Raw genomic sequence first — 24495 nt, 5'->3', positions numbered from 1 at the left:
CACACGGCGCACACGGGAATCGATCGGATGCTGGCACAGTGATCGGGTGCAGGTGGGCATCCTCGGGCCGCTGGAGGTCCGGGTCGGCGGCGCTGACGTCGCCCTGGGCGGCGCCCGGCTGCGCACCCTGCTCATCCGGCTCGCGATCGACGCCGGGCGAACCGTGCCGGTGGCCGCGCTCGTCGAGGCTCTCTGGCCGGAGGAGCCCGGGGCAGGACCACGCCAGATACACGCCCTGCACTCGCTGGTGTCGCGGCTGCGCCGAGCGCTCCCCGTCGACGGGCAGGTGTGCTCGGTCGCGGGTGGCTACCGGCTCGAGCTGCCGCCCGAGGCGGTGGACGCCGTGCGCTTCGAGCGGCTCGCCCGCGCCGGGCGCGCCGCCCTGCAGGAGTCGGACGCCCACACGGCTCGAAGCGTTCTGGGGGAGGCCCTCGCGCTCTGGCGGGGCGCGGCGCTGGCGGACGTCGCGGACGAGCCGTTCGCCGCGGCCGACATCGCCCGGCTCGACGAGCTGCGGCTCGCCGCGACGGAGGACCGGGCGCAGGCGGAGTTGCTCGGCGGCGCCCAGCCGGCCGTCCTCGTTGCGGAGCTCACCGCGCTGACCACCGCACACCCGAGACGGGAGCGGGCCCAGGCGTTGCTCCTGCGCGCCCTGCACGCGGACGGCCGATCAGCCGAGGCACTGGAGCGCTATGCACAGCTGCGCTCCGCGCTCGCGGACGGGCTGGGAGCCGATCCGTCACCGCAGCTGCGTGCGGCCCATCTCGCGGTGCTGCGCGCGGAGGAACCCCACGGCGCACGGCACCGGCGGGGCAACCTCCGCACGGCACTGACCACGTTCGTCGGACGGCAGGAGGAACGCGCACTGGTCGCACGCCGCCTGGGCGCGAGCAGGCTCGTCACCCTGACCGGGCCGGGTGGTGCCGGCAAGACGCGCCTCGCGACGACCGTCGCGGGGGACATGGCGGGCGGGCTGAGCGGGGGAGCATGGCTGGTCGAGCTCGCCGCCGTGACGGATCCTGCCGGCGTCGCGCAGGCCGCGCTTGACGCGTTCGGCAGCCAGGGCACCGGCTCCGCCGCGGGCCACCCGATCGACCGCCTCGTCGACGCTGTCTCGCCCGCCCCCACGCTGCTGGTGCTGGACAACTGCGAGCACCTCCTCGACACTGCGGCCGCGGTCTGCGAGGAGCTGCTCGGCAGGTGCCCCGCGCTCTCCGTGCTCGCCACCAGCCGCGAACCGCTCGGCATCACGGCAGAGGCGCTCGTCCCGGTCCCCCCACTGCCGCTCGCGGCCCCCACCGCGAGCGTCGAGGAGACCCGCGAGAGCCCCGCCGTCCGGCTCTTCGCGGAGCGGGCGGCGGCCGCGGATCCCGCTTTCACGCTCACTGCGGAGAACACGAGTGCCGCCGCCGACGTCTGCCGGCGCATGGACGGGCTGCCGCTCGCGATCGAGCTCGCGGCGGCGCGAGCGCGCTCGGTCCCGGTCGAGCACCTCGCCACGATGCTCGACGACCGCTTCCAGCTCCTCACCGGCGGCAGCCGCACCGCCCTGCCCCGCCACCGCACCCTGGCCGCCGTGATCGGCTGGAGCTGGGAGCTGCTGACCGAGGACGAGCGACGCCTCGCGGAGGCGTTGTCCGTCTTCCCCGGCACGATCACCCCTGCCGCCGCGGAGCGTGTCGGCCCGTCCGGGGTTCCCGTGGCGCCGACTCTCGGGGCGCTGGTGGACAAGTCGCTGCTGCACCGGATGGCCGGGCCCGGCGTGCGCTACCGGATGCTCGAGACGATCCGGGAGTACGGCCTCCGGCGCCTGACCGCGAGCGGTGGCGTCGGCCGGGCCAGGGCGGCGCACGCACGTCACTTCCTCGAGCTCGCCGAGACCGCCATGCCCGATCTGCGCGGACCCGAGCAGCTCCGGTGGATCCCCGCACTGACCGCCGAGCGGGAGAACCTCCTGGGTGCCCTACGGCAGGCGTGCTCCGCAGGCGACGACGACACCGCGGTGCGGCTGGCGGCCGCACTGTCGTTCTTCCTCACCCTCCAGGGCGACCACGCCCAGGCGGCGCGGCTGCTGCGCGAGGCACTCGCGGTGCCCACCACGACACCGGTCACGATCCGCGCTCCCGCCGTGGCCGCCTACCTCATCAACACCGTGCTCTCGGGTGACGCGGTCGAGGACGCGGTGGAACTGGACAGGTTCCGGGCAGCGGCCGGGAGCGGTCACCCCTCGGCATTGGTGATCGGTCCACTGCTGGCGACGTTGTCGGGCGACGCCACAGGCGGTCTCCTGGAGACCGAGCCACCGCCCGGGGCCGCCCGGTTCGGGAAGGGCATGTTCTGGCTGGTGCGGGCGCTGCTGCGGGGCGGCCACGGCGATCTGTCCGGGGCCCGCCGGGACCTGACGGCGGCTGCCGGCGAGTTCCGCGCCCTCGGCGAGCGCTGGGGCAGCGCCGTGTCCCTGACCTACCTGGGAGCCGTGCAACTCGTGCTCGGCGATCGGGACGGGGCACTCGCTGCTCTGCTCGACGCCCGCGTGCCGGCCGCCGAACTCGGCAACGACGACCACCAGCGCGTGTGGCTGGCCACCGCGTACATCTACGGCGGCGACACCGCCAGTGCCCGGGCCGAGCTGCGCACCGTGATCGCGGGTCACCCCGCTGCCCACCACCTCGCGCTGGCGCGGATGCGGCTCGGCGACATGGACCGTCAGGACGGCGACCTCGTCGCGGCAGCCCGTGAGTACGACCATGCGCTGCACGCCGCGGGCGGTGAGAGCGACCGGCAGTTCCGGGTGAAGTACCGGTCGTGCCTCGCGCAGCTGTCCCTGGCCCGCGGTGACGTCGCGGGCGCCCGCAACGACCTGCACGCCGCCCTCGCCGGGGCCGAGGCCACCGCCGACGCCACGCTGCTCGGGATCGTCGCCGCCACGATCGCCTCGCTGCGGGCCTGCCAGGGTGCTTCCGACGCCGCTGCGGTGGTGCTCGGCGCCGGGCACGCGGTGCGTGGCGCGGCCGATGCCCACCATCCGGACGTGGCCCGGCTGACGGCGCAGCTGCGCCGCGCCCTCGGCGGCCGGTTCACCGGCCGCTACGAGCAGGGCCGCGCCCTCGACCGCCCGGCCGCGACCGCGCTGCTCACCGCCGAGCTCGCGGCGGCCGACCGGCTCGGGTGGTCATAGGACCCGAACCGGCCGGCCGCACGCGGTCGGTGCTCAGCCTGCGTGGCTGCGGAACCGGCGCAGCCGCAGGCTGTTCCCCACGACGGACACCGAACTGAACGCCATCGCGGCCCCGGCGAGCATCGGGTTGAGCAGGCCGGTGGCGGCGAGGGGCAGGGCGGCCAGGTTGTAGGCGAACGCCCAGAACAGGTTTCCCTTGATCGTGCCGAACGTGCGGCGGGAGAGCCTGATGGCGTCGGCGGCGGCACGGAGGTCACCGCGCACGAGGGTGATGTCCGCCGCCTCGATGGCGACGTCCGTTCCCGTGCCCATGGCGAGGCCCAGGTCGGCGCGGGTGAGGGCGGCCGCGTCGTTCACGCCGTCGCCGACCATGGCGACGACCCGGCCGCGCCGCTGCAGCTCCTCGATGACTCCGAGCTTGTCGGCCGGCAGCACGCCGGCGATCACCGTCTCCGGACCGACGTCGATCCCGACCTCCCGTGCGACGGACTCCGCGACCGCGCGGTTGTCGCCCGTGAGGAGCACCGGCGTCAGTCCGAGCCCACGAAGCTGCGCGATCGCCTCGGCCGAGGTGGGCTTCACCGCGTCGGCGACAACGAGCACCGCACGGGCCTCGCCGTCCCACGCCACCGCCACCGCGGTGCGGCCCTGCGCGGCCGCGGCCTCCTCGGCGGCGGCGAGCTCTCCGGTCAGGGGCACGCTCCACTGTTCGAGCAGCGCGGGCCGGCCGACGAGCACGGCGTGCCCGTCGACGATCCCCTGAACTCCGAGACCCTCGTGATTGGAGAACTCCGTCACGTCGGGCAGGTCGCCGACCTGCTCACGAGCGGCGTTCGTGATCGCCGCGGCGATCGGGTGCTCCGAGGCGTTCTCCAGGGCTCCGGCGAGCCGGAGCACCGTCTGCTCGTCGGTGCCGGTGGCGGGGTGCACGGCGAGCAGACCCATCCGGCCGGTGGTGACGGTGCCGGTCTTGTCGAGCACCACGGTGTCGACGCGGCGCGTGGACTCGAGCACCTCGGGGCCCTTGATGAGGATGCCGAGCTGCGCACCGCGGCCGGTCCCCACGAGCAGCGCGGTCGGCGTGGCGAGGCCCAGTGCACACGGGCAGGCGATGATCAGCACCGCGACGGCGGCGGTGAGCGCTGTGGCGGCCCCCGCTCCGGTACCGAGCCAGAACCCGAGCGTGATCACGGCCAGCGCGATGACGACCGGCACGAAGATCCCGGAGATCGCGTCGGCGAGCCGCTGAACCTGCGCCTTGCCGGTCTGGGCGTCCTCGACCAGCTTCGCCATCTGCGACAGCTGGGTGTCGGCCCCGACGCGGGTGGCACGGACCACGAGCCGTCCACCGGCGTTCACGGTGGCGCCGACGACCGGGTCGCCGGGGCGCACCTCGACCGGGACCGACTCGCCGGTGAGCATCGAGGCGTCGACCGCGGAGGCGCCGTCGAGGACGATTCCGTCGGTGGCGAACTTCTCCCCGGGCCGCACGACGAACCGGTCGCCGACGACGAGCTGCGTGATCGGGATCCGCTCCTCCGCGTCGACGTCGCCACGTCGGCGCAGGACGGCGGCGTCCTTCGCGCCGAGCTCGAGGAGCGCCCGCAGCGCGGCCCCGGCCAGGCGCTTCGAGCGGGCCTCGAAGTAGCGGCCGGCGAGGATGAAGGTGGTGACCCCTGCGGCGACCTCGAAGTAGATGTTGCCGGCGCCGTCGCTGCGCCCGACCGTCAGCTCGAACGGGTGGGTCATGCCGGGCAGCCCCGCGGTGCCCCAGAGCAGCGCGTACAGCGACCAGGCGAACGCCGCGAGGGTGCCCAGCGAGATGAGGGTGTCCATCGTGGCCGCGCCGTGGCGCAGGTTCGCCCAGGCCGCGCGGTGGAACGGCCACGCCGCCCACACGACCACCGGCCCGGCGAGCGCCAGTGAGATCCACTGCCAGTAGGTGAACTGCAGGGCGGGGATCATCGCGAGTGCGATCACCGGGACCGAGAGCACCGTGGACCCGATGAGGCGCTGCCGCAGGGCCCGGGTGTCGTCCGGCTCGTCGTCGGCGCTCCCGGCACCGGGCTCGTCGGACGCCGGGCGGGGCAACAGCGCGGTGTAGCCGGCGGCTTCGACCGCGGCCACGAGCTCCGCCGGGTCGACCCCGCCGGGCGCGACGACCTTCGCCTTCTCGGTGGCGTAGTTCACCGTGGCGGTCACGCCGTCGAGCTTGTTGAGCTTGCGCTCGATGCGGTTGGCGCACGAAGCGCAGGTCATCCCGCCGATGACGAGCTCGACCTCCTGCCCGGCCGGCGCGCTCGTCGCCCCGGTGGCCTGTGCGGCTGTGGTGGTCATCACCGGTGTCCGTTCTGTGCGTCGTGCCCGTGTCCCGGCTGCTCGGTGATCCCGGCGGGTTGCGCGGGTGCACCACCGGCGGTGGCAGTGGGCAGGGTGAACTCGGCGGTACGCACGACTCCGGCGTGCCGGAAGTCCAGGAACAGCCGGTAGGTCGCCGCCGACGGGACCTCGGCGATGAACCGGATCTGTGGCCCCGGTGTGGAGCTCCCGTCGGGGTGAACGTGGAGATAGGCGAGGTCGCCCGCGCGGAGCGCGACGAGATGCCCGTAGGCGCCGAGATAGGACTCCAGGTCGGTGACGGGGACACCGTCGCGGGTGACCGTGAGGGTGAGAGGCGAGGCCTGGCCCGCGGCGAGGTTGCCGTCGAGGCGGACCTCGTAACCGTCGACCTGCGCAGTGGTGCTCGTCGGGTGCGTGGCGGGTGCGTAGTCGCCGGCCGCCGAGAGGTCGACGCCGAGAGTCGTGGGTGAACCTCCGGTGGGGACGAAGTCGGCGAAGGCCCGGTAGCTGCCGCCTGCGGGCACGGTCAGCGATGTCCGCCACGTCCCGTCGGCGTCCATCGCGGGGTGCAGGTGCTGGTAGGCGGTGGTGTCGCGGCGCACGACGATCAGGTGCAGCCGCTTGGTGTGCTCCTCGTCGAACGCGGTGACCGGGGAGCCGTCGGGGCCGGTGATGCGGAACGCGAAGTCGGTGGGGGTTCCCGCGGTGAGCGTCGGTGTGGTGGGCGTGAGGGTGTAGCCGCCCCTGCTCGACGCCAGCCCCGCAGGCTGGTCGACGACCTCCGTGACAGCGCCGCTGTGGTTGTCCCCGTGGCCGGCGTCCTCGGCGCCGGACGTCTCCGCGTGCTCCGCACCGATGGTGACGGCGGGAGCGGCGGAGGAGAGGGGACCGACAGCGGATCCGGTGACGTACGCGCCTGCGGTGAGCAGGGCGAGCACCGCGCCGTAGACGGAGAGTCTCGCTGCAGTGTTCATCTGCCGTCCTTGCTCGGGCCCGGCCCCGTCGTCGGAGGCCGGGCGGTGGATGGCGGCCTACGAAGCCGCGAGCTGGTAGCCGGCCTCCTCGACCGCGGCGCGCACGTCCGCGTCGTCGACGGGGTTGTCGCTCGTGACGGTGACGGCGCCGGTGGGCAGGTCGACCGCGACGTCACGGACGCCGCTGATCTCGCCGATCTCCTCGCTCACCGATGCGACGCAGTGCGCGCAGGTCATCCCGACGACCGTGTAGGTGCTCGTGCTCATCGTGCTGCTGCCTCTCCGGTAGTTCTGGATACCCTAGGGGGGTGCCGTATCCGTACCTGATGTTTACACCCCTGGGGGGTATCGACGCAACAGGTCGCGCGGAGGCCCCGCGTTAACGCGGCGTATTGTGGTCGGCTGCTCGTCACGGACGGGCGTGTTCCGCGGTCGGCGCAGCTGTCGTGCCGCTGCTCCCCCCGGCGTCGTCGTCGGCGGAGCACGACCCCTTCACTTACATCGCGTCGTGCGGGGTACTGCCGCTGAACACGACGACGAATGGGAGGGGTGGGCGTGGGCCTCGCACTACAACTCGGGGAGCCGACCGGACAGGGCTGGACGCAGATCCTGGAGCTCGCGATCGCGCTCGTGCTGTCGGCGGCGATCGGGCTGGAACGGGAGCTGCGCAACAAGAGCGCCGGCCTACGGACGCACACCCTGATCGGGTTCGCCTCAGCTCTGATGATGCTCGTCTCCAAGTACGGCTTCACCGACGTCCTGGGCGACCACGTCGTCCTCGACCCGTCCCGCGTCGCAGCGCAGATCGTGTCCGGTATCGGGTTCATCGGCGCCGGGCTGATCTTTGTGCGCCGTGACGCTGTGCGCGGCCTGACGACCGCCGCGGCCGTCTGGGTGACCACCGCTGTCGGCATGGCCGCGGGCGCGGGCCTGCCGGTGCTGGCGGTGGCGGCGACCATCGGCTACTTCATCGTCGTCTTCGCGTTCCCGTGGCTGACCTCCTGGCTGCCGGACGGGCGGCAGCTGAGCCGCTTCGTCCAGGTGACGTACGAGGACGGACGCGGCCTGCTCCGGGAGATCGTGAGCACCTGTACCAAGCGCGGATGGACCGTCGTGGAGCTGACGACACGCCGCGTCGAACAGTCGCCGGTCGACGCCCTCGTCGACGGCGGCGCCGGTCCGCGTCACGTGCCCGGCGTCCGGCCGGTGTCGGTGATGCTCGAGCTCAGGGGATCGCTCGACCACCAGGAGCTCATCTCGGACCTCAACAACCTCTACGGCGTGCTCAGTGTGGCTGCGAGCGATCTCGGTCCCGAGACGGAGTCGTGAGGGGGATCAGTCGGGCGGAGACCAGGAGGACCAGCGCGACCGCCGTCAGCGTGAGCAGCGCCGTGCGCGGACCGCTGAACGCGCCGTCGGCGGGCCGCGCGTGCAGTGCGAGCGTCACGCACGCGACGCCGAGTGCCGTGCCGAGGCTGCGGGCCATGTTGACGAGCCCGCCGCCCGTGCCGGCCGTTCGGGTCGGGACGAAGCCCATGACGACGCTGTTGTTCGCGGGGGTGAAGATTCCGAGCGCGATGCCGAGCACGGCCAGCAGCGGTGCGAGCCACTCCTCGGTGAAGGGCACGGCGGCGAGCAGGCCGGTCGCCGCGACGATGAGCAGGGCGCCGAGAAGGCACCGTTGCCGGTCGCTCCAGGCAGCCGGGAGTAGTCGTTCGCCGGTGGTGGCGGCCAGCGCGAAACCGGCCGGAAGTGCGGTCAGTACGAGCCCGGCCCGCAGTTCCGAGACCCCGGCCGAGGTGAGCGCGACGGGGATGAGGACGAGCGGGCCGAACAGGATCAGGTAGCCGCCCAGCGCTCCGACCAGTCCGGCCCCGACCGTGCGCGATCGCAGGAGCAGGGGGTCGACCAGAGGCGCCTTCGACCGTCCCCGCCGGGCGAGGATGCCGATCACCGCACCCGCCGCAACCGCGAACAGGCAAGCCGGCGCCCCGTCCGGCAGGGCGAGACCCGACAGCGTGGAGAGGCCGAGCAGGCCGGCGGTGGTGGCGGTGACCATCAGCGCGAGGCCGGTCACGTCCCAGCGGGTGGCGCTGGTCCGCTCGTGCGTGCGAGGGAGCAGGAACACTCCCGCGGCCACACCCAGCACCCCGATCGGCACGTTGATGCCGAACACCCACCGCCAGCCGAGGCTGGAGACGAGCAGTGCGCCGATCGTCGGGCCGAGCGCGAGGCCGAGGGCCTGAGCGGCTGCCTGGATACCCAGCCCTGCCCGCCGCCGGTGCGGGGGAGCACTCGTGGTGATCAGCGCGACGCTGTTGGCCTGCAGGAGGGCCGCCCCGACGCCCTGCACGACGCGGAACACGATCAGCCAACCCAGGTCCGGCGCCAGCGCGCAGGCCAGGGAGGCGACCGTGAAGACCACGAAGCCGTAGAGGTAGAGCAGCTTGCGCCCGTAGGCGTCGGCCAGCCGTCCCACCGGGATCAGCAGCGCGGCCAGCGTCAGCAGGTAGGAGAGGGAGACCCATTGGACCCCGGCGAGCGAGGAGTCGAACTCGGCACCGAGGGATCCGTAGGTGAGGGTGACGATGCTCGCGTCGAGCTAGCCCATGAACGCGCCGAAGCAGACGGTGCCCACGGCGAGCAGCCAGGCGTTCGGCCGGTCGCGCAACCCGGCCGGGCGGGCCGGCTCCCTGGTGAGGACCGACATCCACACGATGGCTCCCTTGCGGCCGCAGCGACGATCACCGGTAATGACCGTACATTGCACCCACAGTTCCACAATATGGATGGCGTCACGCCGTGAGCCTTCGCACCCCGGCCGGACCGGGGCGTGCAGGCTCGGGTGCGGCTATCGGAAGGTCCGGACCTCCGCGCTCCCGTCGGGGTGACCCACCACCATCGCGTCCGCGACACCCACGAAGAGGCCGTGCTCGACCACCCCCGGGATGTCGTTGAGGACGGCAGCGAGCCCGGCGACGTCGGGAATCGCCTCGAGATGGGCGTCGAGGATGTAGTGGCCGCTGTCGGTCACCAGCAGCTCGCCGTCCCGCATCCGGTTCGTGATCCGCACCTGGCCGAGGCCGGCGTCGGCGAAGAGCCGGGCCAGGTGATGGCGCGTGGAGACCCAGCCGAACGGCACGACCTCCACCGGCAGCGGGAACCGACCCAGCGTGGCGACGATCTTGGTGTCGTCGAGGACGGTCACCATCCGGTGCGAGGCCCGCGCCACCACCTTCTCCCAGAGCAGACAGGCCCCGCCGCCCTTGATCATGTTGCCGGCACCGTCGATCTCGTCGGGGCCGTCGATCGTGAGGTCGAGCTCGGGGACGTCGTTCAGGTCCGCGAGGCGGATGCCGAGCTCCAGCGCGAGGTCCCTGGTCGCGGTCGAGGTGGGGACCCCCACCACCTCCAGGCCCTCCCGCACGCGTTCGGCGAGCGAGCGCACGAACCAGTGGGAGGTCGTTCCGGAGCCGAGTCCGAGGAGCATCCCGTTGCGGACCTGGGTGTCCAGGGCGTGCACACCGGCAGCGACCTTGGCCCGGTCCTGCTCGGTGCGTGGCCGCACTGCCGTCATCGCCGCACTGCCGTCATCGCTGCGCCGGTCATCGCTGTGCGTCCGCGAGCAGGGCGAAGGTGGGTTCCAAGGTGCCGTAGAGGCCGCGGTGCACGGTGAACAACCGCTCGTAGACCTCGGCGTTGCCGGCGTCGGGGGTGAAGCGGGAGGTCTCCCGGACGAGACCCGCTGCGTCGGCGAGCGTTCCGAGGTCACCCGTGCCGACCCCGGCGACCAGCGCGGCTCCGTACGCGCCGCCCTCGGCCGCACCGGTGACCGTGACGACCTCCCGGTTCAGCACGTCGGACAGCATCTGCAGCCACAACGGCTCGACGGTGGCCCCACCCGACACCCGCACCTGCGTGCAGTCCAGGCCCGTGGATTCGCACACCTCCACGATCTGGCGCAGGTTGAGCAGCACCCCTTCCAGCACGCTGCGGGAGAGGTGGGCGGCCGAGTGCATCGGGGTGAGGCCCACCCAGCTGCCGCGCGCGTCGGGCGCCACGTGCGGGCAGCGCTCGCCGAGCAGGTAGGGGAGGAAGAGCAGGTCCTCGGACCCAGGTGGTGCCTGGCGGGCCAGCTCCACGAGGCTGCCGTACTGCAGCTGCGGCCCGACCAGCGTCCGCAGCATGTCCCGCAGCCACTGGAAGGCGCCGCCTGCCACCAGGGACACGCCCATCACGTGCCAGCGGTCCGGCGCGTTCCCGCAGGAGATCTGCAACGTGCCGTCGACGTCATCGGGGCAGGAGCCGCTCGCGCCCGCCACGATGCCCGCCGTGCCGAGCGTGATGCCGATGGCGCCGTCGTCGATGATTCCCATCGAGGTGGTCTGGATCACCGCGTCCCCGCCCCCGCCGAACACCGGCGTCGACGCGGGCAGGCCCCAGCGCCGCGCCACCTCGGGCAACAGCGTGCCGGTCGCCTCGGGCGACTCGACGACCGGCGGCATGAGGTCCTCCGGGATGTCCAGCAACCGCAACAGGTCGCTGCACCAGCGGCGCTCGCGGACGTCGAACAGGCCGGTGCCCGACGCGTCCGAGACCTCCGTGGCGAGCTCACCGGTCATCTGCAGGCGGATGAAGTCCTTGGGGTTGAGCAGGTGCCGCATGCCCTTGAACGACGTGGGCTCGTGCTGGCGGAGCCAGAGGATCTTGCCGGCGGTGAACCCCGGCAACATGCGGTTCTGCACCAGGTCCAGCAGTCCCGGCAAACCGCCCGCCCGCTCGGTGATCTCCGCGCACTGCGGCGCCGCCCGCTGGTCGTTCCACAGGATGGCCGAGCGGATCACCTGACGCTCCTCGTCGAGCGCGGTGAGGCCGTGCATCTGTCCGCTCAGGCCGAACCCGCGCACGGAGGCACCGGCCGGCAGCCGACCCATCAGCTCCTGGACCGCGTCGTCGGTGGCCCGCCACCACAGCGCGGGGTCCTGCTCCGCCCATCCGGGCCGGGTCGTCACGACCGGGTAGTCGCGCACGCTGGTGGCGAGGACCTGCCCGCTAGCGTCGAGGGCGAGCACCTTGCAGGCGGACGTTCCGAGATCGATCCCGATGAAACACGTCGTCATGCGTCTCTCCCTGGTCCGGCGGCTCGCCGTCGAGCCGCTCCCGGCGTCCGGTGGGTGTCAGCTGCGGTGACGAACCCGCACGTGCTTCATCTGGAGGTATCCCTCCATGCCCTCCCGGCCGTGCTCGTAGCCGAAGCCACTGCCCTTGCGCCCGCCGTAGGGGGCGTTGATCGTGCCCGCGTCGACGTTGTTCACCGCGACGCTGCCGAAGTCCAGGCGGCGGCCGAGGGCGAACACCTCGCTCAGGTCCTCGGAGTAGACGTAGGCCGCGAGACCGGCGGGGGTGCTGTTGGCCAGCTCGATCGCGGATTCGAGGTCGTCGTACGGGCTCACCCCGATGACCGGGCCGAAGGTCTCCTCGTGCATCACCTGCATGTCCTGCGTGCAGTCGGCCAGCACGGTCGGCAGGTAGTAGTTGCCGACGGGCCGGTCGCCGGGACGGGCACCGCCGACCAGCACCCGGGCTCCCTTCGACCGGGCGTCGGCGACGTGCCGCTCGCACCTCTCGAGGATCTCGACGTTGGTGACGGGGCCGACGTCGACGTCGTCCTCGCGCAGACCGTCGCCGACCACCAGGCCCTCTGCAGCCTTGGCGAGCCGCTGCACGAACTCCTCGTACAGGTCGGCGTGTACGTAGGCGCGGTTGATGGCGATGCAGATCTGTCCGGCGTTGCGGAAGGAACGCCGCAGCGCCCCGGCGACCGCCTGGTCGATGTCGGCCCGCGCCGTGACGATGAGCGGGCAGTTGCCGCCCAGCTCCATGGACAGCGGCTTCACCCCGGAGACGGTCTTGAAGATCGCTTCCCCCGTGGCTGCGGAACCGGTGAAGGCCACCTTGCTGATCGCCGGGTGGGCCACGAGCGCCCGTCCGGTCGCGCCGGCGCCCGTGACGAGGTTGGCCACACCGGCGGGCAGCTCCACCGCCTCCAGACAGCGGAACACCTCGATCGCCGCCGACGGCGTGTACTCCGATGGCTTCACCACGATCGTGCAGCCCGCGGCGAGCGCTGCGCACAGCTTCCAGCCGATGAGCTCCACCGGGTAGTTCCACGGCGTGATGGCCGCGACGACCCCGATCGGCTCCTTCTCGACCAGGCTGGTGAACCCGTCCTCCTCGTTGGGCAGGGTGGCGCCGGTGATCCGCGTGGCCTCCTCGGCGTAGAAGTGGAAGGTCTTCGCGAGCTTCTCCACCTCGCCGGTGGCCTCGGGGATCGGCTTGCCCATCTCCCGGGTGATGGCCGCCGCCACCTGTACCTTCGCAGCGGCGAGAGCGTCGCCCGCGGCGTGCAGGTAGCCGGCCCGGACCGTCGGGTTGACCCAGCGCCAGCTGTTCCACGCGCGCCTCGCGGCGCTGACGGCTCGGTCGACGTCCTGCTCGGTGGAGTCGGGCACGAGGGCGACGACGTCCCCCGTGGCGGGGTCGCGTACCTCCAGAGCCGTGCCGTCGCCCTCCTCCCAGCGGCCGTCGATGTAGTTCCGGCCACGGGCGACGTGCTCCACGCCAGATCAGCTCCTCGCTCGGCGACAAGTACCCACGTGCTCAGTTACCCACGTACTCAGTACACGGTCGGGTACCGGGCCTGCGCGTCGTCGTTGTCCACGATGACCCTGCCGAGCGGGACGAGCGAGACGGGAATCAGCTTCAGGTTCGCCAACGCCAGCGGGATCCCGATGATCGTGATGGCCAGCGCGATGGCCGTGGTGAGGTGCGCCAGCGCGAGCCACCATCCGGCGAAGATTATCCAGATGATGTTGCCGATGGTGGACGGCGCGCCCGCGTCCGCGCGCTTGACGAGACTTCTGCCGAAGGGCCACAGCGCGAAGTCGGCCATTCGGAACGCGGCCAGCCCGAACGGAATCGTCACGATCAGCAGACAGCAGATGATTCCGGCGAGCACGTAGCCGATGGCGAGCCAGACGCCGCAGAGGATGAGCCAGATCACGTTGAGTACGGTCCGCATTACGGTTCTCCTGTCGAGGCTGTCCCGTCCAGAGTGCACCTGTTGGGGCGCTCTGTCGCTGTTCCGAAGTTGTGAAAGCCCTGCTCGGACGCCGCCACCCGGGTACATCTCACCGTCGGGTCACTCCGCAGCAACTATGCCGAGGCCGCCGACCGGGCCGGGCGCAGCGGCAGCGCGCTCGCGATGAGCATCGCGCCGAGGCCCACGGACGGGACGAGCACCGCGAGGTCCGCGACATGGGCGATCGCCTCGATCCGAGGAATCCGGCTCACGGGCCACAGGACGCCGCCGATGCCGAGCACGGCCCACATCCACATGGGCGCGCTCCGCGTCCGGGCGAGGGCGACAGCCAGGAGTACGAGCATCAGCGGGAACATCGGCCCCGGTAGCCACAGCACCAGTTGCGACGTCAGCGGGTACGCGGCGAGGGCGTCGAGGCTCTGCTGCTTGTCCAGCCCGAACGCGCCTTCGTAGAACCCCTGCAGCCCGAACGCGATGCCGCCGAACGAGCCGATCACCGCCAGCGCGGCACCGACCGACCCGAGCACGGGCCTGCTCGAGCGGACGATCTCCCACAAGCCGAGCAGGCCCGGGAGCCACAGCACGCACGACCACGCCACCAACGCGCCGCCCACGACGCCGTGCCGCCCGTCCGTCCAGAGGAACGTCGCTGCCGCGTTGAGGACGGGGCCGAGGATGAGGCAGACGCCCTGTACCGTCCGAGCCTGCGTGGGAACTGTGACAAACGGTGCTGTAATCATGGCCCCGAACGCTAAGCATCCCGAGAGTCCGAGACCTCCGGGACGGCCCCGATCACAACCCCGAGATCCCACACTCGTCGCAGCGGCATTCGTTGGGGTCGGTGCAGAGTTTTCGTCGATAAGGTCACCGAATGCCTGAACCGGACCGAGTGCAGAGGGCGGCATGGCCGGTCTGGGCCACCGAGCGTGTCGAGGTCGTCGACCACGACCCGGCATGGGCAGGCCGGGGTCTCCGGGAACGCGATTTTCTGCAGGAGCTGCTCGCACCCTGGCTCACAGCGGCGGTCGAGCACGTCGGTTCGACCTCCGTGCCAGGGCTGGCCGCGAAGCCGATCATCGATCTGCAGGCGCAGGTCGCCACCCTCGATGTCGCCGACGAGATCGTTCCGCTCGCTGCCTACACCGCGGGCAAGGAGCGCTTCGTCCGCGAGGTGATCGCTGCGAGATCTGCCGATCAGCCCTCGGGAAGGCGGAAACCCTGATCTCGGAACGATCAGGGGCCTCGGCAGCCGTACTTAGCTACGCACAGTGATCATTCCGGCGTCGACCGCGAAATGTGATACCGGTCATGCCGTAATGCGTCTCTGCAGCTCAAGGACTAGGAGAAATCGGCGCCGGACGCAACGCGCGGCGCTGTGAACCGCTTGTGCCCGTGCGTCGTGTGGCAGGGCGTGACGAGCAACCCGATCGGCGTGTACCGCGGTCTCGACGAATTGCGTGCGGCCTGCGCCACGGTCCACCTGGCCGAGGACCCCGGTTACGAGGGCGCCCGGCACCCATGGCAACTCATGGTGCAGCAGTGGCCGGCTGCGGTCGCGCAGCCGCGTACAGCGGATGAGGTGGCTGCTGTGGTCCGTGCGGCCGCGCGGGCCGGCCTGCGGGTCGCGCCCCAGTCCACCGGCCACAACGCCGGACCGCTGGAGGGGCTCGAGGACGCGGTACTGCTACGCACGTCGTTGCTCGGTGAGGTCACGGTCGATCCGCAACGGCGGCGGGCGCGAGTCGGCAGCGGCGTGCTGTGGGGCGACGTCGGCGTCGCGGTTGCCCCGGCCGGGCTCGTGGCGCTGCACGGGTCGTCCCCGGACGTCGGGGTGGCCGGGTTCTCGCTGGGCGGAGGCATCGGGTGGCTCGCCCGCCGGTTCGGGATGCAGTGCAACAGCCTGCTGGCCGTGGAGTTGGTGCTTCCCGACGGTGAGCTCGCGCGGGTCGACGCCGACTCCGACCCGGAGCTCTTCTGGGCGCTGCGTGGCGGGGGCGGCAACTTCGGGGTCGTCACCGCTCTGGAGTTCGCGCTCTACCCGGTGACGTCGGTCTACGGCGGGGCGCTCGTGTGGGACTGGCGGGACGCGAGCCGGGTGTTCGCCCGGTGGACGCAGTGGACGACCGAGGCACCCGACGAGGTGTCGACGTCCTGCCGGATCTTGCAGCTTCCCTCGATCGAGGTGGTGCCGCCGCCGCTGCGGGGGCGCCAGGTCGCAATGATCGACGGTGCCGTCCTGGCCGATGACGAGGCCGCGGAGAAGATCCTCGCCCCGTTGCGGGAGCTCGGACCCGAGATCGACACCTTCGGACGGATGCCGGCCCGTGACCTGGGCCGCCTGCACGGTGACCCCGAGGGCCCCACGCCCGCGGTGGCCTCCGCGAGCATGCTCGGTTCGTTGCCGGCAGCGGGCGTGGACGCGTTCGTCGAGGCCGCCGGACCGGACTCCGGTTCGAGCCTCGCCGTGGCGGAGCTGCGCCAGCTCGGTGGCGCGTGTGGCAGGCCCCACCCCGGTGCCGGGGCGCTGGCGATGCTCCACGGGGAGTTCGCCATGTTCGCCTGTGCCCTGGTCGCCGAGCCGGCGGCCGTGAGGATCGGCGAACGGGACGCGGAACGCGTGGAGAACGCGATGGCGCCCTGGAGCCGCGGGCATTACCTCAACTTCGCCGAGAGACCGGTGGACGCGGCTCTCGGGTTCGCCCCCGAGGCCTACGAGCGGCTGCAGCGGATTCGGCGGCGGGTGGATCCGGACGGGCTCATGCTCGCCAACCACCACGTTCCGGCCGCCGCCTGAGACCCGGCCGCCCGCGGCGGCCATCGATACGACCACGGGTGACTGGGGAGTCGCCCTGTGGCGGACGGAGCGGGCTGGGGAGCGGGCTCCGTCCGATGTTCCGGCGAAGCCGGAGAGGGTGGCTTTCCGTGGCGGTCAGAGGGGTCGCCACGGAAAGCCACCCGTCGTCGTCCTGATCAGCGGATCGACGCGCGGTCGGCGAGCACCAGCCCGATCGACACAGCGAGCAGGACGACGGGGAGCAGCGGGACGGCCCAGCGCACCGGGTGCAGCAGCGCGGCGGCCGCGCATGCTCCCGCCACCAGCGCCGCGAGCTGGCGCAACGCCGAGCGGCGACGCCCGGCGCGGCCCGTCACGACGTCCTGCAGCACGCTGACCAGCGTGCCCGTCATGTAGGTGGTGGAGGCTTTCAGGCGCAACGCCGCCACGCTCTGCCCGCCCATGGCGACCGAGGCGAGGCCCAGCAGGACGAACGACACGAGCGGTCCGGGGTGCGCGCCGGTGAGGATCCAGCCCGCGGCCACGCCTGCCAGCAGCACCAGTTCGGCGAGCAGGAGCCCGATGACGGCCTCCGGGCGATGTCGCCACACCCGCGTCGAGGCGACGACGCCGACGGTGAAGCAGACCACGGAGATGCCCGGCGGCGCCGCAAGTGCCATGTTCGCCGTGCCGAGTCCGTAGCCCGTGGTCACCAGGTTGCCGGTGACGATGCTGGCGAACGCGCCACCGAGCCCGGCGAGTGCGAGCAGGTCGACCCCGCCGGCGCACGCGGCGAGCGCGGCCGGGACTACCCCGGCCCACCTCCACGCCACCCGCTCCGGGGCAGTGCTCCTCTCGGGGCTCATCTCGGAGACGTACCACAGACCGGCCTGCTCGGTGAGGTGAACGCCTCTGATGCCGCAACGCGTCAGCGCGGCCACGGTAGCGTCGACGATCTCGCGCGGGCAGCAGGGATGAACCCGACGGCGATCAAGCGGCTTGAGTCGGGCTGGCGTCGGCCCACCACGTCGAGTACCTGGCGGCTTGCCCGGGCCCTGCGGCCGAAGGGCTGCCTCTGGGATCGAGTGGTCCTGGACGAGTGGCGTGGCCGATGGCGGGGATCCAGTCGGGAACGGATCGTTTACGAGACGCCCGCCCGTATCTAACGGGTCTGACAAGCGGTCTTGTGGTTCCTGCCTGGGCGGATGATCCGGAGTTAGCGTCGGGCCGTGCAGATCCACGAGTTCTACGGTGAGGAGTTGGAGGACGTCGCCAGTAAGTCCTTCATGCCGGTGATCGCCTGGACGCGTCCCGAGTATCACGGGTGTGTGGCGTTCCAGGAGCTGGGCGACGCCCTAACCCTCTCTCGGTCGCATTGGGGAGGGCCGATGTCGTCGGTCCGGACCGACCGGATGGCAGCGAAGGCGACGGGAGACAACCTGATGCTCTTCTGCGTACAGATGGCCGGCCGGGCCTACGTACGCCAGCACGACCGCTTCGCCGAGCTGACGGCCGGTTCGGGAGTGCTATCGGAGGTGTGCAGCCCGTGGAAGCGGGCCTCGCCGACGGCGGCCCGGAGCCTGGCCTTGCGTTTCTCCCGTGAGCTACTCCCGCTCCGTACCGTGGAGATCACCGAGGCCTGTGCACGCACCGTGGACCCCGCAAACCCGGCCATGCAGATGCTGTCCACCTACCTCCGCCGGCTGTTTCAGGTCGCCGACGACCTCACCGACGACCAGCGGCTCGACGCCGGGCGCGCCGCGATCGATCTGCTCGCGATGGCGTTGCGGGACGTCAGCCCCTCGATACCGGGCGGGGACGGCGCCGCACAAGTGTTGCTCGACGTGATGCGGATACACGTTCGCGAACACCTGGCCGACCCAGAACTGCGGGTCGAGGAGCTGGCGCGGCGGCATCACGTGTCGGTTGCCCACCTGTACACCCTCTTCGAGCGGATCGGGACCACGCCAGGTGCCTACCTTCGCGAGCAGCGGCTGCTCGCAGCACAGGTGATGCTGTCCGACCCGAGGTACGACCGCACGATATCGAGCATCGCCGCTGCCGTCGGTTTTCGCGACCTCAGTACGTTCCTACGAGCATTCCGGCGGCAGTTCGGGACGACGCCGACCGGATGGCGGCGTGAGCACTTCGCCGGGCTGCTCCCGCGACCGTGCTAGAGGAAACGCATGGTGTCGAACAGGAATCGTTATTCACGTTGAAACCCCGGGCTGGTCGACTGTATTCACAGCCGACGAGGGGTCGATCAGACGCGAACCGGTCTGGGAGCCCCGAGTCGCGCGACGCTTGATCCCTGGCCCGAGGGGGGTGGGGCCGGGCCGCGCACGCGGCCCGGCCCCCGCTCGCCACTGCGGTGGCTCCCGGGTACAGGGCGGTCTGGCGCACGTACACGGAGGTGTCCGATTTGTTCAGTGGCCCGGCCGACCCAGAGTGGAGCGCCGACCGGGACCGCGTCGACGACGTCTTCCACGCTCCGCGGTCGCGGCGTGAGCCTCCTGGACACGAACCTCGTCATCGCGACGGACGTGAGGGACCGTCATCGCCATGACGGCGGCATCCGGTGTGAGGTGGGGGGCGCCACAGCCGTCAGGCGCACGGCATCGACCGCGGTGCGGACGGACCGGCTCTTCACATGCCCTGCACAGCACGCGCACAGCAAGCTCGTCCAGCGTGGACTCTCGTGCCCATCCGCTTGCGCGGTCTGTTGCGCTCCCGCTCCGCCGGCCACCCGCACAAGACGTTCCTGGAGGACGCCCGCACCCACCGGGTCATCGACAACGCCGGCATCGACGCGGCTGCCCGCGCATGGTCGCGTGAGCTGGACGCGCTCCACGTGCCGCAGGGCGCGCGGGTACTGGTCGACATCGACGACCCCCTCGCATTCGCCGTCGTGCACCTGTCGGTGATCGCCGCCGGGCGTTGCTCGGCGCCGGTGAACCCGGAGGCCACCCCGGCTGAGACGCACCGGGCCCGCATGGCCCTGCGTCCCGTTCTCGTCATCACCGACCGCGCGCTGCGCCCGGGGCTCCGCGTGCAGGTCGGCACCGGGCTGCCGGTGGACCCGGTCGCGGATCCGGCCGCCCCGGTGCCCGACGACGGCCCGCCCGGCTCCGCCGCCCTGCTGACCTCCGGATCGACCGGAGCCCCCAAGACGGTCGTGCTGGCGGAGGAGCAACTGCTGCACGTCGCCGGGGCCGTGGCGCGCCACCACCGGCTCACCGCCGCCGACCGCGGCTTCAACCCGCTACCGCTGTTCCACATCAACGGCCAGGTGGTGGGCCTGCTCGCGACGCTGGTCTCGGGGGCGACCCTCGTGCTGGACCGCCGCTTCCACCGCACGGGGTTCTGGCCGTTGCTCGCGGCGCACGACATCACGTGGCTGAACGCGGTGCCTGCCGTCCTGACGATCCTGTCCCGGGAGGAGATCCCGGTGCTTCCGCAGCGGCTGCGGTTCGTGCGGTCCGCCTCCGCGCCGCTCTCCGAGAGCGTGGGACGGCTGATCGCGGCAGCCACGGGGGTGCCGGTCGTCGAGAGCTACGGGATGACCGAGGCCGCGAGCCAGATCACGGCGACCCCGCTCGACGCCCCGGCGCGGCCCGGGTCGGTCGGGCTGCCGGTCGACGTGGAGCTCGAGGTGATCGGACCCGACGGCACGGTGTGCCCGCCGGGTGCGGTCGGCCGGGTGCGGATCCGTGGAGCCGGGGTGATCCGCGGCTACGCCGACGGGAGGGGTGCCGACCGGATCGACGACGCGCACTGGCTCGACACCGCCGACATGGGCCGGCTCGACGACGACGGGTACCTGTACCTGGTCGGGCGCGCCGACGACGTGGTGAACCGCGGCGGTGAGCTGGTCTACCCGCGCGAGATCGAGGAGATCCTGCTCGACGAGCCCGGTGTCGCCGACGCGGTGGTCATCGGGCGGCCCGACGACGTGCTGGGCGCCGTTCCCATCGCCCTGATCCGCCCCGTCGACGAGCTGGACGCCGCTGCGGGCGCGCAGTTCGTCCGGCGGCTGGTGAAGCGCTGCACCGTTCACCTGGCCCGCTACAAGCGCCCCGCCGAGATCCGGCTGGTCGGAGGCTTCCCGCTGGCACCGACGGGGAAGGTGCGCCGCACCGAGCTGCGCCGCCAGCTCGCCGACGAGCTCGCGGCGAGCGGCCGATGACGGCGGGCGCCTTCGAGCTCCGGCGCCCCATGGGCCGCACCGTCCACATCTACCCGGCTGACATGGTCCGGGTGCTGACCTTCGCCTGCGTGATCGGCGTCCACACGGTCTCGACGGTGAACCCGCTCGACAGCGTGCCCGGCGGTGCCGTGGTGATGCTGCTGCACTTCACCCGCGAGGCCTTCTTCGTCCTCACCGCGTTCGTGCTCACCCATCGCTACCGGGACGCCGGTGTGCGCCCGGTGCCGTTCTGGCGCCGCAGGCTCCTGCTGGTCGGCGTGCCGTACGTGGTGTGGTCGGTGGTCTACACCGGACTCGGACTGGTCACCGCACCGCTTCCGATCGGCCCGGCGCTGCTCGGGCTGCTGCGCAACGTGGCTACCGGCACGGCGTGGTTCCACCTCTACTTCCTGCTGGTGTCGCTGCAGTTCTACCTGGTGTTCCCGCTGTTCCGGCGGCTGTTGCTGGTCACCCGGGGCCGGCACGGGATGCTGCTTGCCGCGAGCGCGTTCCTGCAGGTGCTGATCGACCTGTGGCTGCACGACCCGGTGCCCACCGGTGCCAAGGCGGAGCTGCTGCCCTACCTCGGGTCGGTCCTGCTGAGCTACCAGTTCTTCCTCGTGCTCGGCGGGGTCGCCGCGGTGCACGCCTCGCGCGTCGACTCGTGGATCCGGGGCCACACCGCGCTCATCGTCGCGGCGGTGCTGCTGGGCGGCGTCCTCGCCGAGGGCCGGTACCAGTGGTCGATCGCGCACGGCGTCGGCGCCGAGTTCGCCACCGACGTGTTCCAGCCGGTGATGGTGCCGTGGTCGGTGGCGGTGACCGCGGGCTTCTATGCGATCGGGGCCGCATGGGCCGACAGGCGAGCGGGCGGCCGCGCGTCGCGCTTCGTCGAGCGCGCCTCGGACCGGTCCTTCGGGGTGTTCCTGCTGCACCCGACGATCCTGTGGGCGCTCACCGTGGCGGGCGCCGCCTCGCCTGCCGCGCGGCTGCCGGCCCCCTGGTCCAGCTTCGCCGTGTACGCGGTGGCGGTGGTCGGGGCTCTGGTGATCGTCGAGGTGTTGCAGCGGACGGCGGTCAGCCTGCCCCTGACCGGGAAGTCCCGCGCTCCGGGCCGCGGGTGGGGTCTGCCCCGTCGGACCCGGGCCGCTGCGCGGACCGGGGGAAACGACGCGATCGAGGCGGGGCAGCCGGCCCTGCGGAGCATGGACGCCTGATGCGCGACCACGAGGACGTGTTCCACCTGGCCATCCCGGCGGCGGACCTGGACGCGACTCAGGAGTTCTACGTCGGGGGGCTCGGCTGCAAGCTCGCCCGCCGCTACGCCGACCGGATCACCCTGGACTTCTTCGGCGACCAGGTCGTCTGTCACCTCTCGGACCGCGTCGACGAGGCGCCCGAGCTCTATCCCCGGCACTTCGGCGTGACGTTCCGCCGTCCCGAGGACTGGGAGCGGCTCCTGCGCCTCGCACGTACCCGGGGTCTGTCGTTCTTCGCCGAGCCGTTCCACCGCTTCGCGGGCCGGGCCGAGGAACACGAGTCGTTCGTGCTCGCCGACCCGTCGAACAACCTGCTCGAATTCAAGTACTACGACGACCCGCGGATGATGTACTGACGGCCGGCAACACGTGCTGGGGCAGGGGTTCGGAGTCCGTCGAGTGGGGGAGTCATGGGTGAGGAGATCCGCGACCCGCTGACCCTGGAGGACGTCGCGCGCGCCGCGGGAGTGTCGCGGGCAACGGCGTCGCGAGCGCTCACCGGATCCGACACCACGTCCACCCCCGCCCGGCAACGCGTGCGAGCCGTGGCCGAGCGGATGGGCTACGCCCCCAACCCGCTGGCCAGGGCGCTTGCCGGCGGCTCCGGCACCCGTGTCGTCGTCGCCGTTGCCGGGCCCCGGCCGGACGTGCTCGAGGACCCGTACATGTGGCGCGTGCTCGGGGCCACGGCAGCCGTGTGTGACGGCGCAGGTGTCGGCGTCTCCCTGCAGTGGTTACCGCTCGACGCCCCAGCGTCGCTCGGCAGGCTGGCTGCCGACCGCAGCGTCCGCGGAGTGGTGCTGTGCAACACCACGGAGCCGCTGCTCGCCGCGGTCCCGGACGTTCTGCGCGGGCGCGTGGCATCCATCGGGATCGGCTCGGCGGCCGTCCCGTCCTTCGACGTCGACAACGCCTCCGGCGCCGCTGCCGTCGTCCGTCATCTGCATTCGTCGGGCAGGCGGCACATCGCGATGCTCACGGGGCCGAGCTGGTTGCCGTGCTCGTGGCGATCGGTCGAGGCGTACCGAAGCACGGTGGAGGCCGCGGGGCTCCCCGCGCGCATCCTGCCTGGTGACTTCGGTTTCGAGGACGGCCGGTCGGGTGCCCTGGAGGCGCTGCACCGCTGGCCCGACACCGACGCGATCTACGCGATCTGCGACACCGTTGCCTTCGGCGCGATCGTCGCGCTGCGCGGGCTCGGCGTGGACGTGCCGGACGACGTGGCCGTCGCCGGGTTCGACGACGTCCCGGCGGCCGCATGGGCCGGCCCCGCGCTCACCACCGCGACCCATCCGGTGAGCCGCATCGCAGCCGGAGCTGCCACGGCCGTGCTCAACGAGGCTCGCGTTCCCTCCGCCACGTGGTACCCCTCCGAGCTCGTCCTGCGGGAGAGCGCGTGATGCGCAAGCGTGTAGCCGTCGTGATCCCTACGGACGGCCGGTGGAGCGCAAGTGACGCAGAGCAGGGTCGAGATCGTGCCCGTCGACAACGCCTTCTGGGAGGACCAGGACGCGTTGCTCGCCGGGCTGCAGGAGTCCCCGCCCCGCATCCCCCCGTGGTTCGGCTACGACGAGCTCGGATCTGAGCTGTTCGAGGAGATCACGGAGCTTCCCAGCTACTACCTGACCCGCGTCGAGCACGACCTCCTGCGTCAGCACGCCGGAGAGATCGCCGAAGGGCTGGGCTGTGGGTCGGTCGCCGAGCTCGGCAGCGGGAGCGCGAAGAAGACCAGGCTGCTGCTCGCGGCGTGCACCGACCGCCGCCCCACCACATACCTCCCGATCGACGTCAGCCGCGAGATGCTCGTCGCCAGCGCGGAGACCCTCACCGCCGAGTTCACGCAGCTCAGGGTGCGTGCGCTCTGGGGCCGGTACGAGGCAGGGCTGGCGAGCCTGCGGGAGCGCGACGAGGCTCCGGTCGCGGTGGCCTTCCTCGGCAGCAACATCGGCAACACGACGCCGGCGGAGCGGACAGCGTTGCTGGGGGAGATCGCGGCGACCCTGCGGCCCGGCGACCGGTTCCTCATGTCGGCCGACCTCGACAAACCACGTGACGTGCTGGAGGCCTGCTACAACGACCCGGCCGGACGTTCGGCGTTCGTGCGGTTCCGCCAGAACCACCTCGCCCACCTGAACCGCCGCTTCGCCGGCGACTTCGTGCTCCACCGCTTCTATCCCCGTGCGCACTACGACGACGCCACGTCCACGGTGGAGGGACACCTCTACGCGACCGAGGAGCACACGGTCTCGCTGAAGAGCCTCGGTGTCACCCTCCACATGGGGCGGGGCGACTCGATCAACGTCGGGTACTCGGCGAAGTTCCATCGCCCCCGGTTCGTCGCCGACGTCTCCGCCCTCGGCTTCGTGCTCGACGACCAGTGGATCGACGCCGTATGGCAGTATGGAATTTTTCTGTTCGCCCGCACGTGACACCCGACGGGATTCGGATGAACATCGTGCATTTTATTGCCGAGAAATGTGTCGGTCGTCGGGTTTGTTTGTCCTGGTCGGTAACTGCGATTCGGGGCGGTACTCGTGCCGCCCGTTCTGCTAGGCAACAGAATCTGTAGCGCAGAAGGCCTGTACCTGTACAGGTGTCCACGCTCGCCAGGTCCGGCGGCCGTCGCGGCCGCGCGTCAGTTGGTCCGGTCCGTCGATGCCGCCGCCGAGCAGCGCACCCCGGT

Annotated in this window: 20 protein-coding genes; 10 read left to right on the top strand and 10 right to left on the bottom strand. The window is 71.8% G+C overall.

The window, feature by feature from the left end; genetic code table 11:
* Window positions 1-46 precede the first annotated feature (46 nt).
* Window positions 47-3178 (top strand): AfsR/SARP family transcriptional regulator, encoded by a 3132-nt coding sequence (locus ABD743_RS01540; RefSeq protein ID WP_344717966.1) that lies wholly within the window; start codon window positions 47-49, stop codon window positions 3176-3178.
* Window positions 3179-3211: 33 nt separating this feature from the next.
* Here the strand turns inward: ABD743_RS01540 and ABD743_RS01535 are convergent, their stop codons facing one another.
* The 3 genes from ABD743_RS01535 to ABD743_RS01525 are packed head-to-tail and all read right to left on the bottom strand — an operon-like array spanning window position 3212 to window position 6759.
* Window positions 3212-5515 carry a heavy metal translocating P-type ATPase gene (locus ABD743_RS01535; protein ID WP_344717964.1) on the bottom strand — a complete coding sequence of 768 codons (2304 nt, stop codon included), beginning with the start codon at window positions 5513-5515 and terminating at the stop codon, window positions 3212-3214.
* Window positions 5515-6492: a hypothetical protein gene (locus ABD743_RS01530; RefSeq protein WP_344717963.1), complete on the bottom strand. Its 978-nt coding sequence runs from the start codon at window positions 6490-6492 to the stop codon at window positions 5515-5517. The genes ABD743_RS01535 and ABD743_RS01530 overlap by 1 nt, the downstream gene beginning before the upstream one ends.
* Before the next feature lie 57 nt (window positions 6493-6549).
* Window positions 6550-6759, bottom strand: coding sequence for a heavy-metal-associated domain-containing protein (locus ABD743_RS01525; protein WP_344717962.1), 210 nt, complete (start codon window positions 6757-6759; stop codon window positions 6550-6552).
* 288 nt (window positions 6760-7047) lie between these two features.
* Here ABD743_RS01525 and ABD743_RS01520 point away from each other — a divergent pair, with 288 nt between their 5' ends.
* The gene (locus ABD743_RS01520; protein WP_344717961.1) at window positions 7048-7821 is read left to right on the top strand and encodes an MgtC/SapB family protein; all 774 of its coding nucleotides are present in this window, start codon (window positions 7048-7050) and stop codon (window positions 7819-7821) included.
* Here ABD743_RS01520 and ABD743_RS01515 read toward each other — a convergent pair.
* The 6 genes from ABD743_RS01515 to ABD743_RS01490 form a co-directional block, all read right to left on the bottom strand.
* Window positions 7778-9082 (bottom strand): MFS transporter, encoded by a 1305-nt coding sequence (locus ABD743_RS01515; RefSeq protein WP_344718767.1) that lies wholly within the window; start codon window positions 9080-9082, stop codon window positions 7778-7780. The genes ABD743_RS01520 and ABD743_RS01515 overlap by 44 nt on opposite strands.
* Window positions 9083-9343: 261 nt before the next feature.
* Entirely contained in the window at window positions 9344-10069 is a 726-nt protein-coding gene (rpiA, locus tag ABD743_RS01510) for a ribose-5-phosphate isomerase RpiA (protein ID WP_344717960.1), read from the bottom strand.
* Window positions 10070-10097: 28 nt separating this feature from the next.
* Entirely contained in the window at window positions 10098-11612 is a 1515-nt protein-coding gene (xylB, locus tag ABD743_RS01505; RefSeq protein ID WP_344717959.1) for a xylulokinase, read from the bottom strand.
* Window positions 11613-11669: 57 nt separating this feature from the next.
* Window positions 11670-13112 carry an aldehyde dehydrogenase family protein gene (locus ABD743_RS01500; RefSeq protein WP_344717958.1) on the bottom strand — a complete coding sequence of 481 codons (1443 nt, stop codon included), beginning with the start codon at window positions 13110-13112 and terminating at the stop codon, window positions 11670-11672.
* 56 nt (window positions 13113-13168) lie between these two features.
* Window positions 13169-13573 (bottom strand): YccF domain-containing protein, encoded by a 405-nt coding sequence (locus ABD743_RS01495; protein WP_344717957.1) that lies wholly within the window; start codon window positions 13571-13573, stop codon window positions 13169-13171.
* A 134-nt stretch (window positions 13574-13707) separates the two neighbouring features.
* Complete coding sequence (locus ABD743_RS01490) at window positions 13708-14334, bottom strand: hypothetical protein (protein ID WP_344717955.1); 627 nt, start codon at window positions 14332-14334, stop codon at window positions 13708-13710.
* Window positions 14335-14465: 131 nt separating this feature from the next.
* Here ABD743_RS01490 and ABD743_RS01485 point away from each other — a divergent pair, with 131 nt between their 5' ends.
* Complete coding sequence (locus tag ABD743_RS01485) at window positions 14466-14816, top strand: GrpB family protein (protein WP_344717953.1); 351 nt, start codon at window positions 14466-14468, stop codon at window positions 14814-14816.
* Window positions 14817-15005: 189 nt separating this feature from the next.
* The gene (locus ABD743_RS01480) at window positions 15006-16388 is read left to right on the top strand and encodes an FAD-binding oxidoreductase (RefSeq protein ID WP_344717952.1); all 1383 of its coding nucleotides are present in this window, start codon (window positions 15006-15008) and stop codon (window positions 16386-16388) included.
* Window positions 16389-16564: 176 nt separating this feature from the next.
* Here ABD743_RS01480 and ABD743_RS01475 read toward each other — a convergent pair whose 3' ends face one another.
* On the bottom strand, window positions 16565-17308 hold the full coding sequence (locus tag ABD743_RS01475) for a YoaK family protein (RefSeq protein WP_344717950.1): 744 nt from the start codon (window positions 17306-17308) through the stop codon (window positions 16565-16567).
* 288 nt (window positions 17309-17596) lie between these two features.
* Here ABD743_RS01475 and ABD743_RS01470 point away from each other — a divergent pair, with 288 nt between their 5' ends.
* The 6 genes from ABD743_RS01470 to ABD743_RS01445 all read left to right on the top strand — a co-directional run bounded on the left by ABD743_RS01470 (window position 17597) and on the right by ABD743_RS01445 (window position 24241).
* Window positions 17597-18544 carry a helix-turn-helix domain-containing protein gene (locus ABD743_RS01470; RefSeq protein WP_344717948.1) on the top strand — a complete coding sequence of 316 codons (948 nt, stop codon included), beginning with the start codon at window positions 17597-17599 and terminating at the stop codon, window positions 18542-18544.
* A 521-nt stretch (window positions 18545-19065) separates the two neighbouring features.
* A complete protein-coding gene (locus tag ABD743_RS01465) occupies window positions 19066-20553 on the top strand; it encodes a class I adenylate-forming enzyme family protein (protein ID WP_344717946.1) in 1488 nt (495 codons plus the stop codon).
* Window positions 20550-21770, top strand: a complete 1221-nt coding sequence (locus tag ABD743_RS01460) for an acyltransferase (protein ID WP_344717944.1) — start codon at window positions 20550-20552, stop codon at window positions 21768-21770. Before ABD743_RS01465 ends, ABD743_RS01460 begins: the two co-directional genes overlap by 4 nt.
* A complete protein-coding gene (locus tag ABD743_RS01455; protein WP_344717943.1) occupies window positions 21770-22168 on the top strand; it encodes a VOC family protein in 399 nt (132 codons plus the stop codon). Before ABD743_RS01460 ends, ABD743_RS01455 begins: the two co-directional genes overlap by 1 nt.
* Before the next feature lie 54 nt (window positions 22169-22222).
* Entirely contained in the window at window positions 22223-23212 is a 990-nt protein-coding gene (locus ABD743_RS01450) for a LacI family DNA-binding transcriptional regulator (protein WP_344717942.1), read from the top strand.
* A 51-nt stretch (window positions 23213-23263) separates the two neighbouring features.
* Window positions 23264-24241: an L-histidine N(alpha)-methyltransferase gene (locus tag ABD743_RS01445; RefSeq protein WP_344717940.1), complete on the top strand. Its 978-nt coding sequence runs from the start codon at window positions 23264-23266 to the stop codon at window positions 24239-24241.
* The last annotated feature ends 254 nt before the right edge of the window (window positions 24242-24495 follow it).

The sequence above is a fragment of the Pseudonocardia yunnanensis genome (genome assembly GCF_039534065.1).
GTDB lineage: Bacteria > Actinomycetota > Actinomycetes > Mycobacteriales > Pseudonocardiaceae > Pseudonocardia > Pseudonocardia yunnanensis.
Note: the sequence above shows the minus strand (reverse complement) of the source record. Positions and strands in the feature narration are given on the sequence as shown.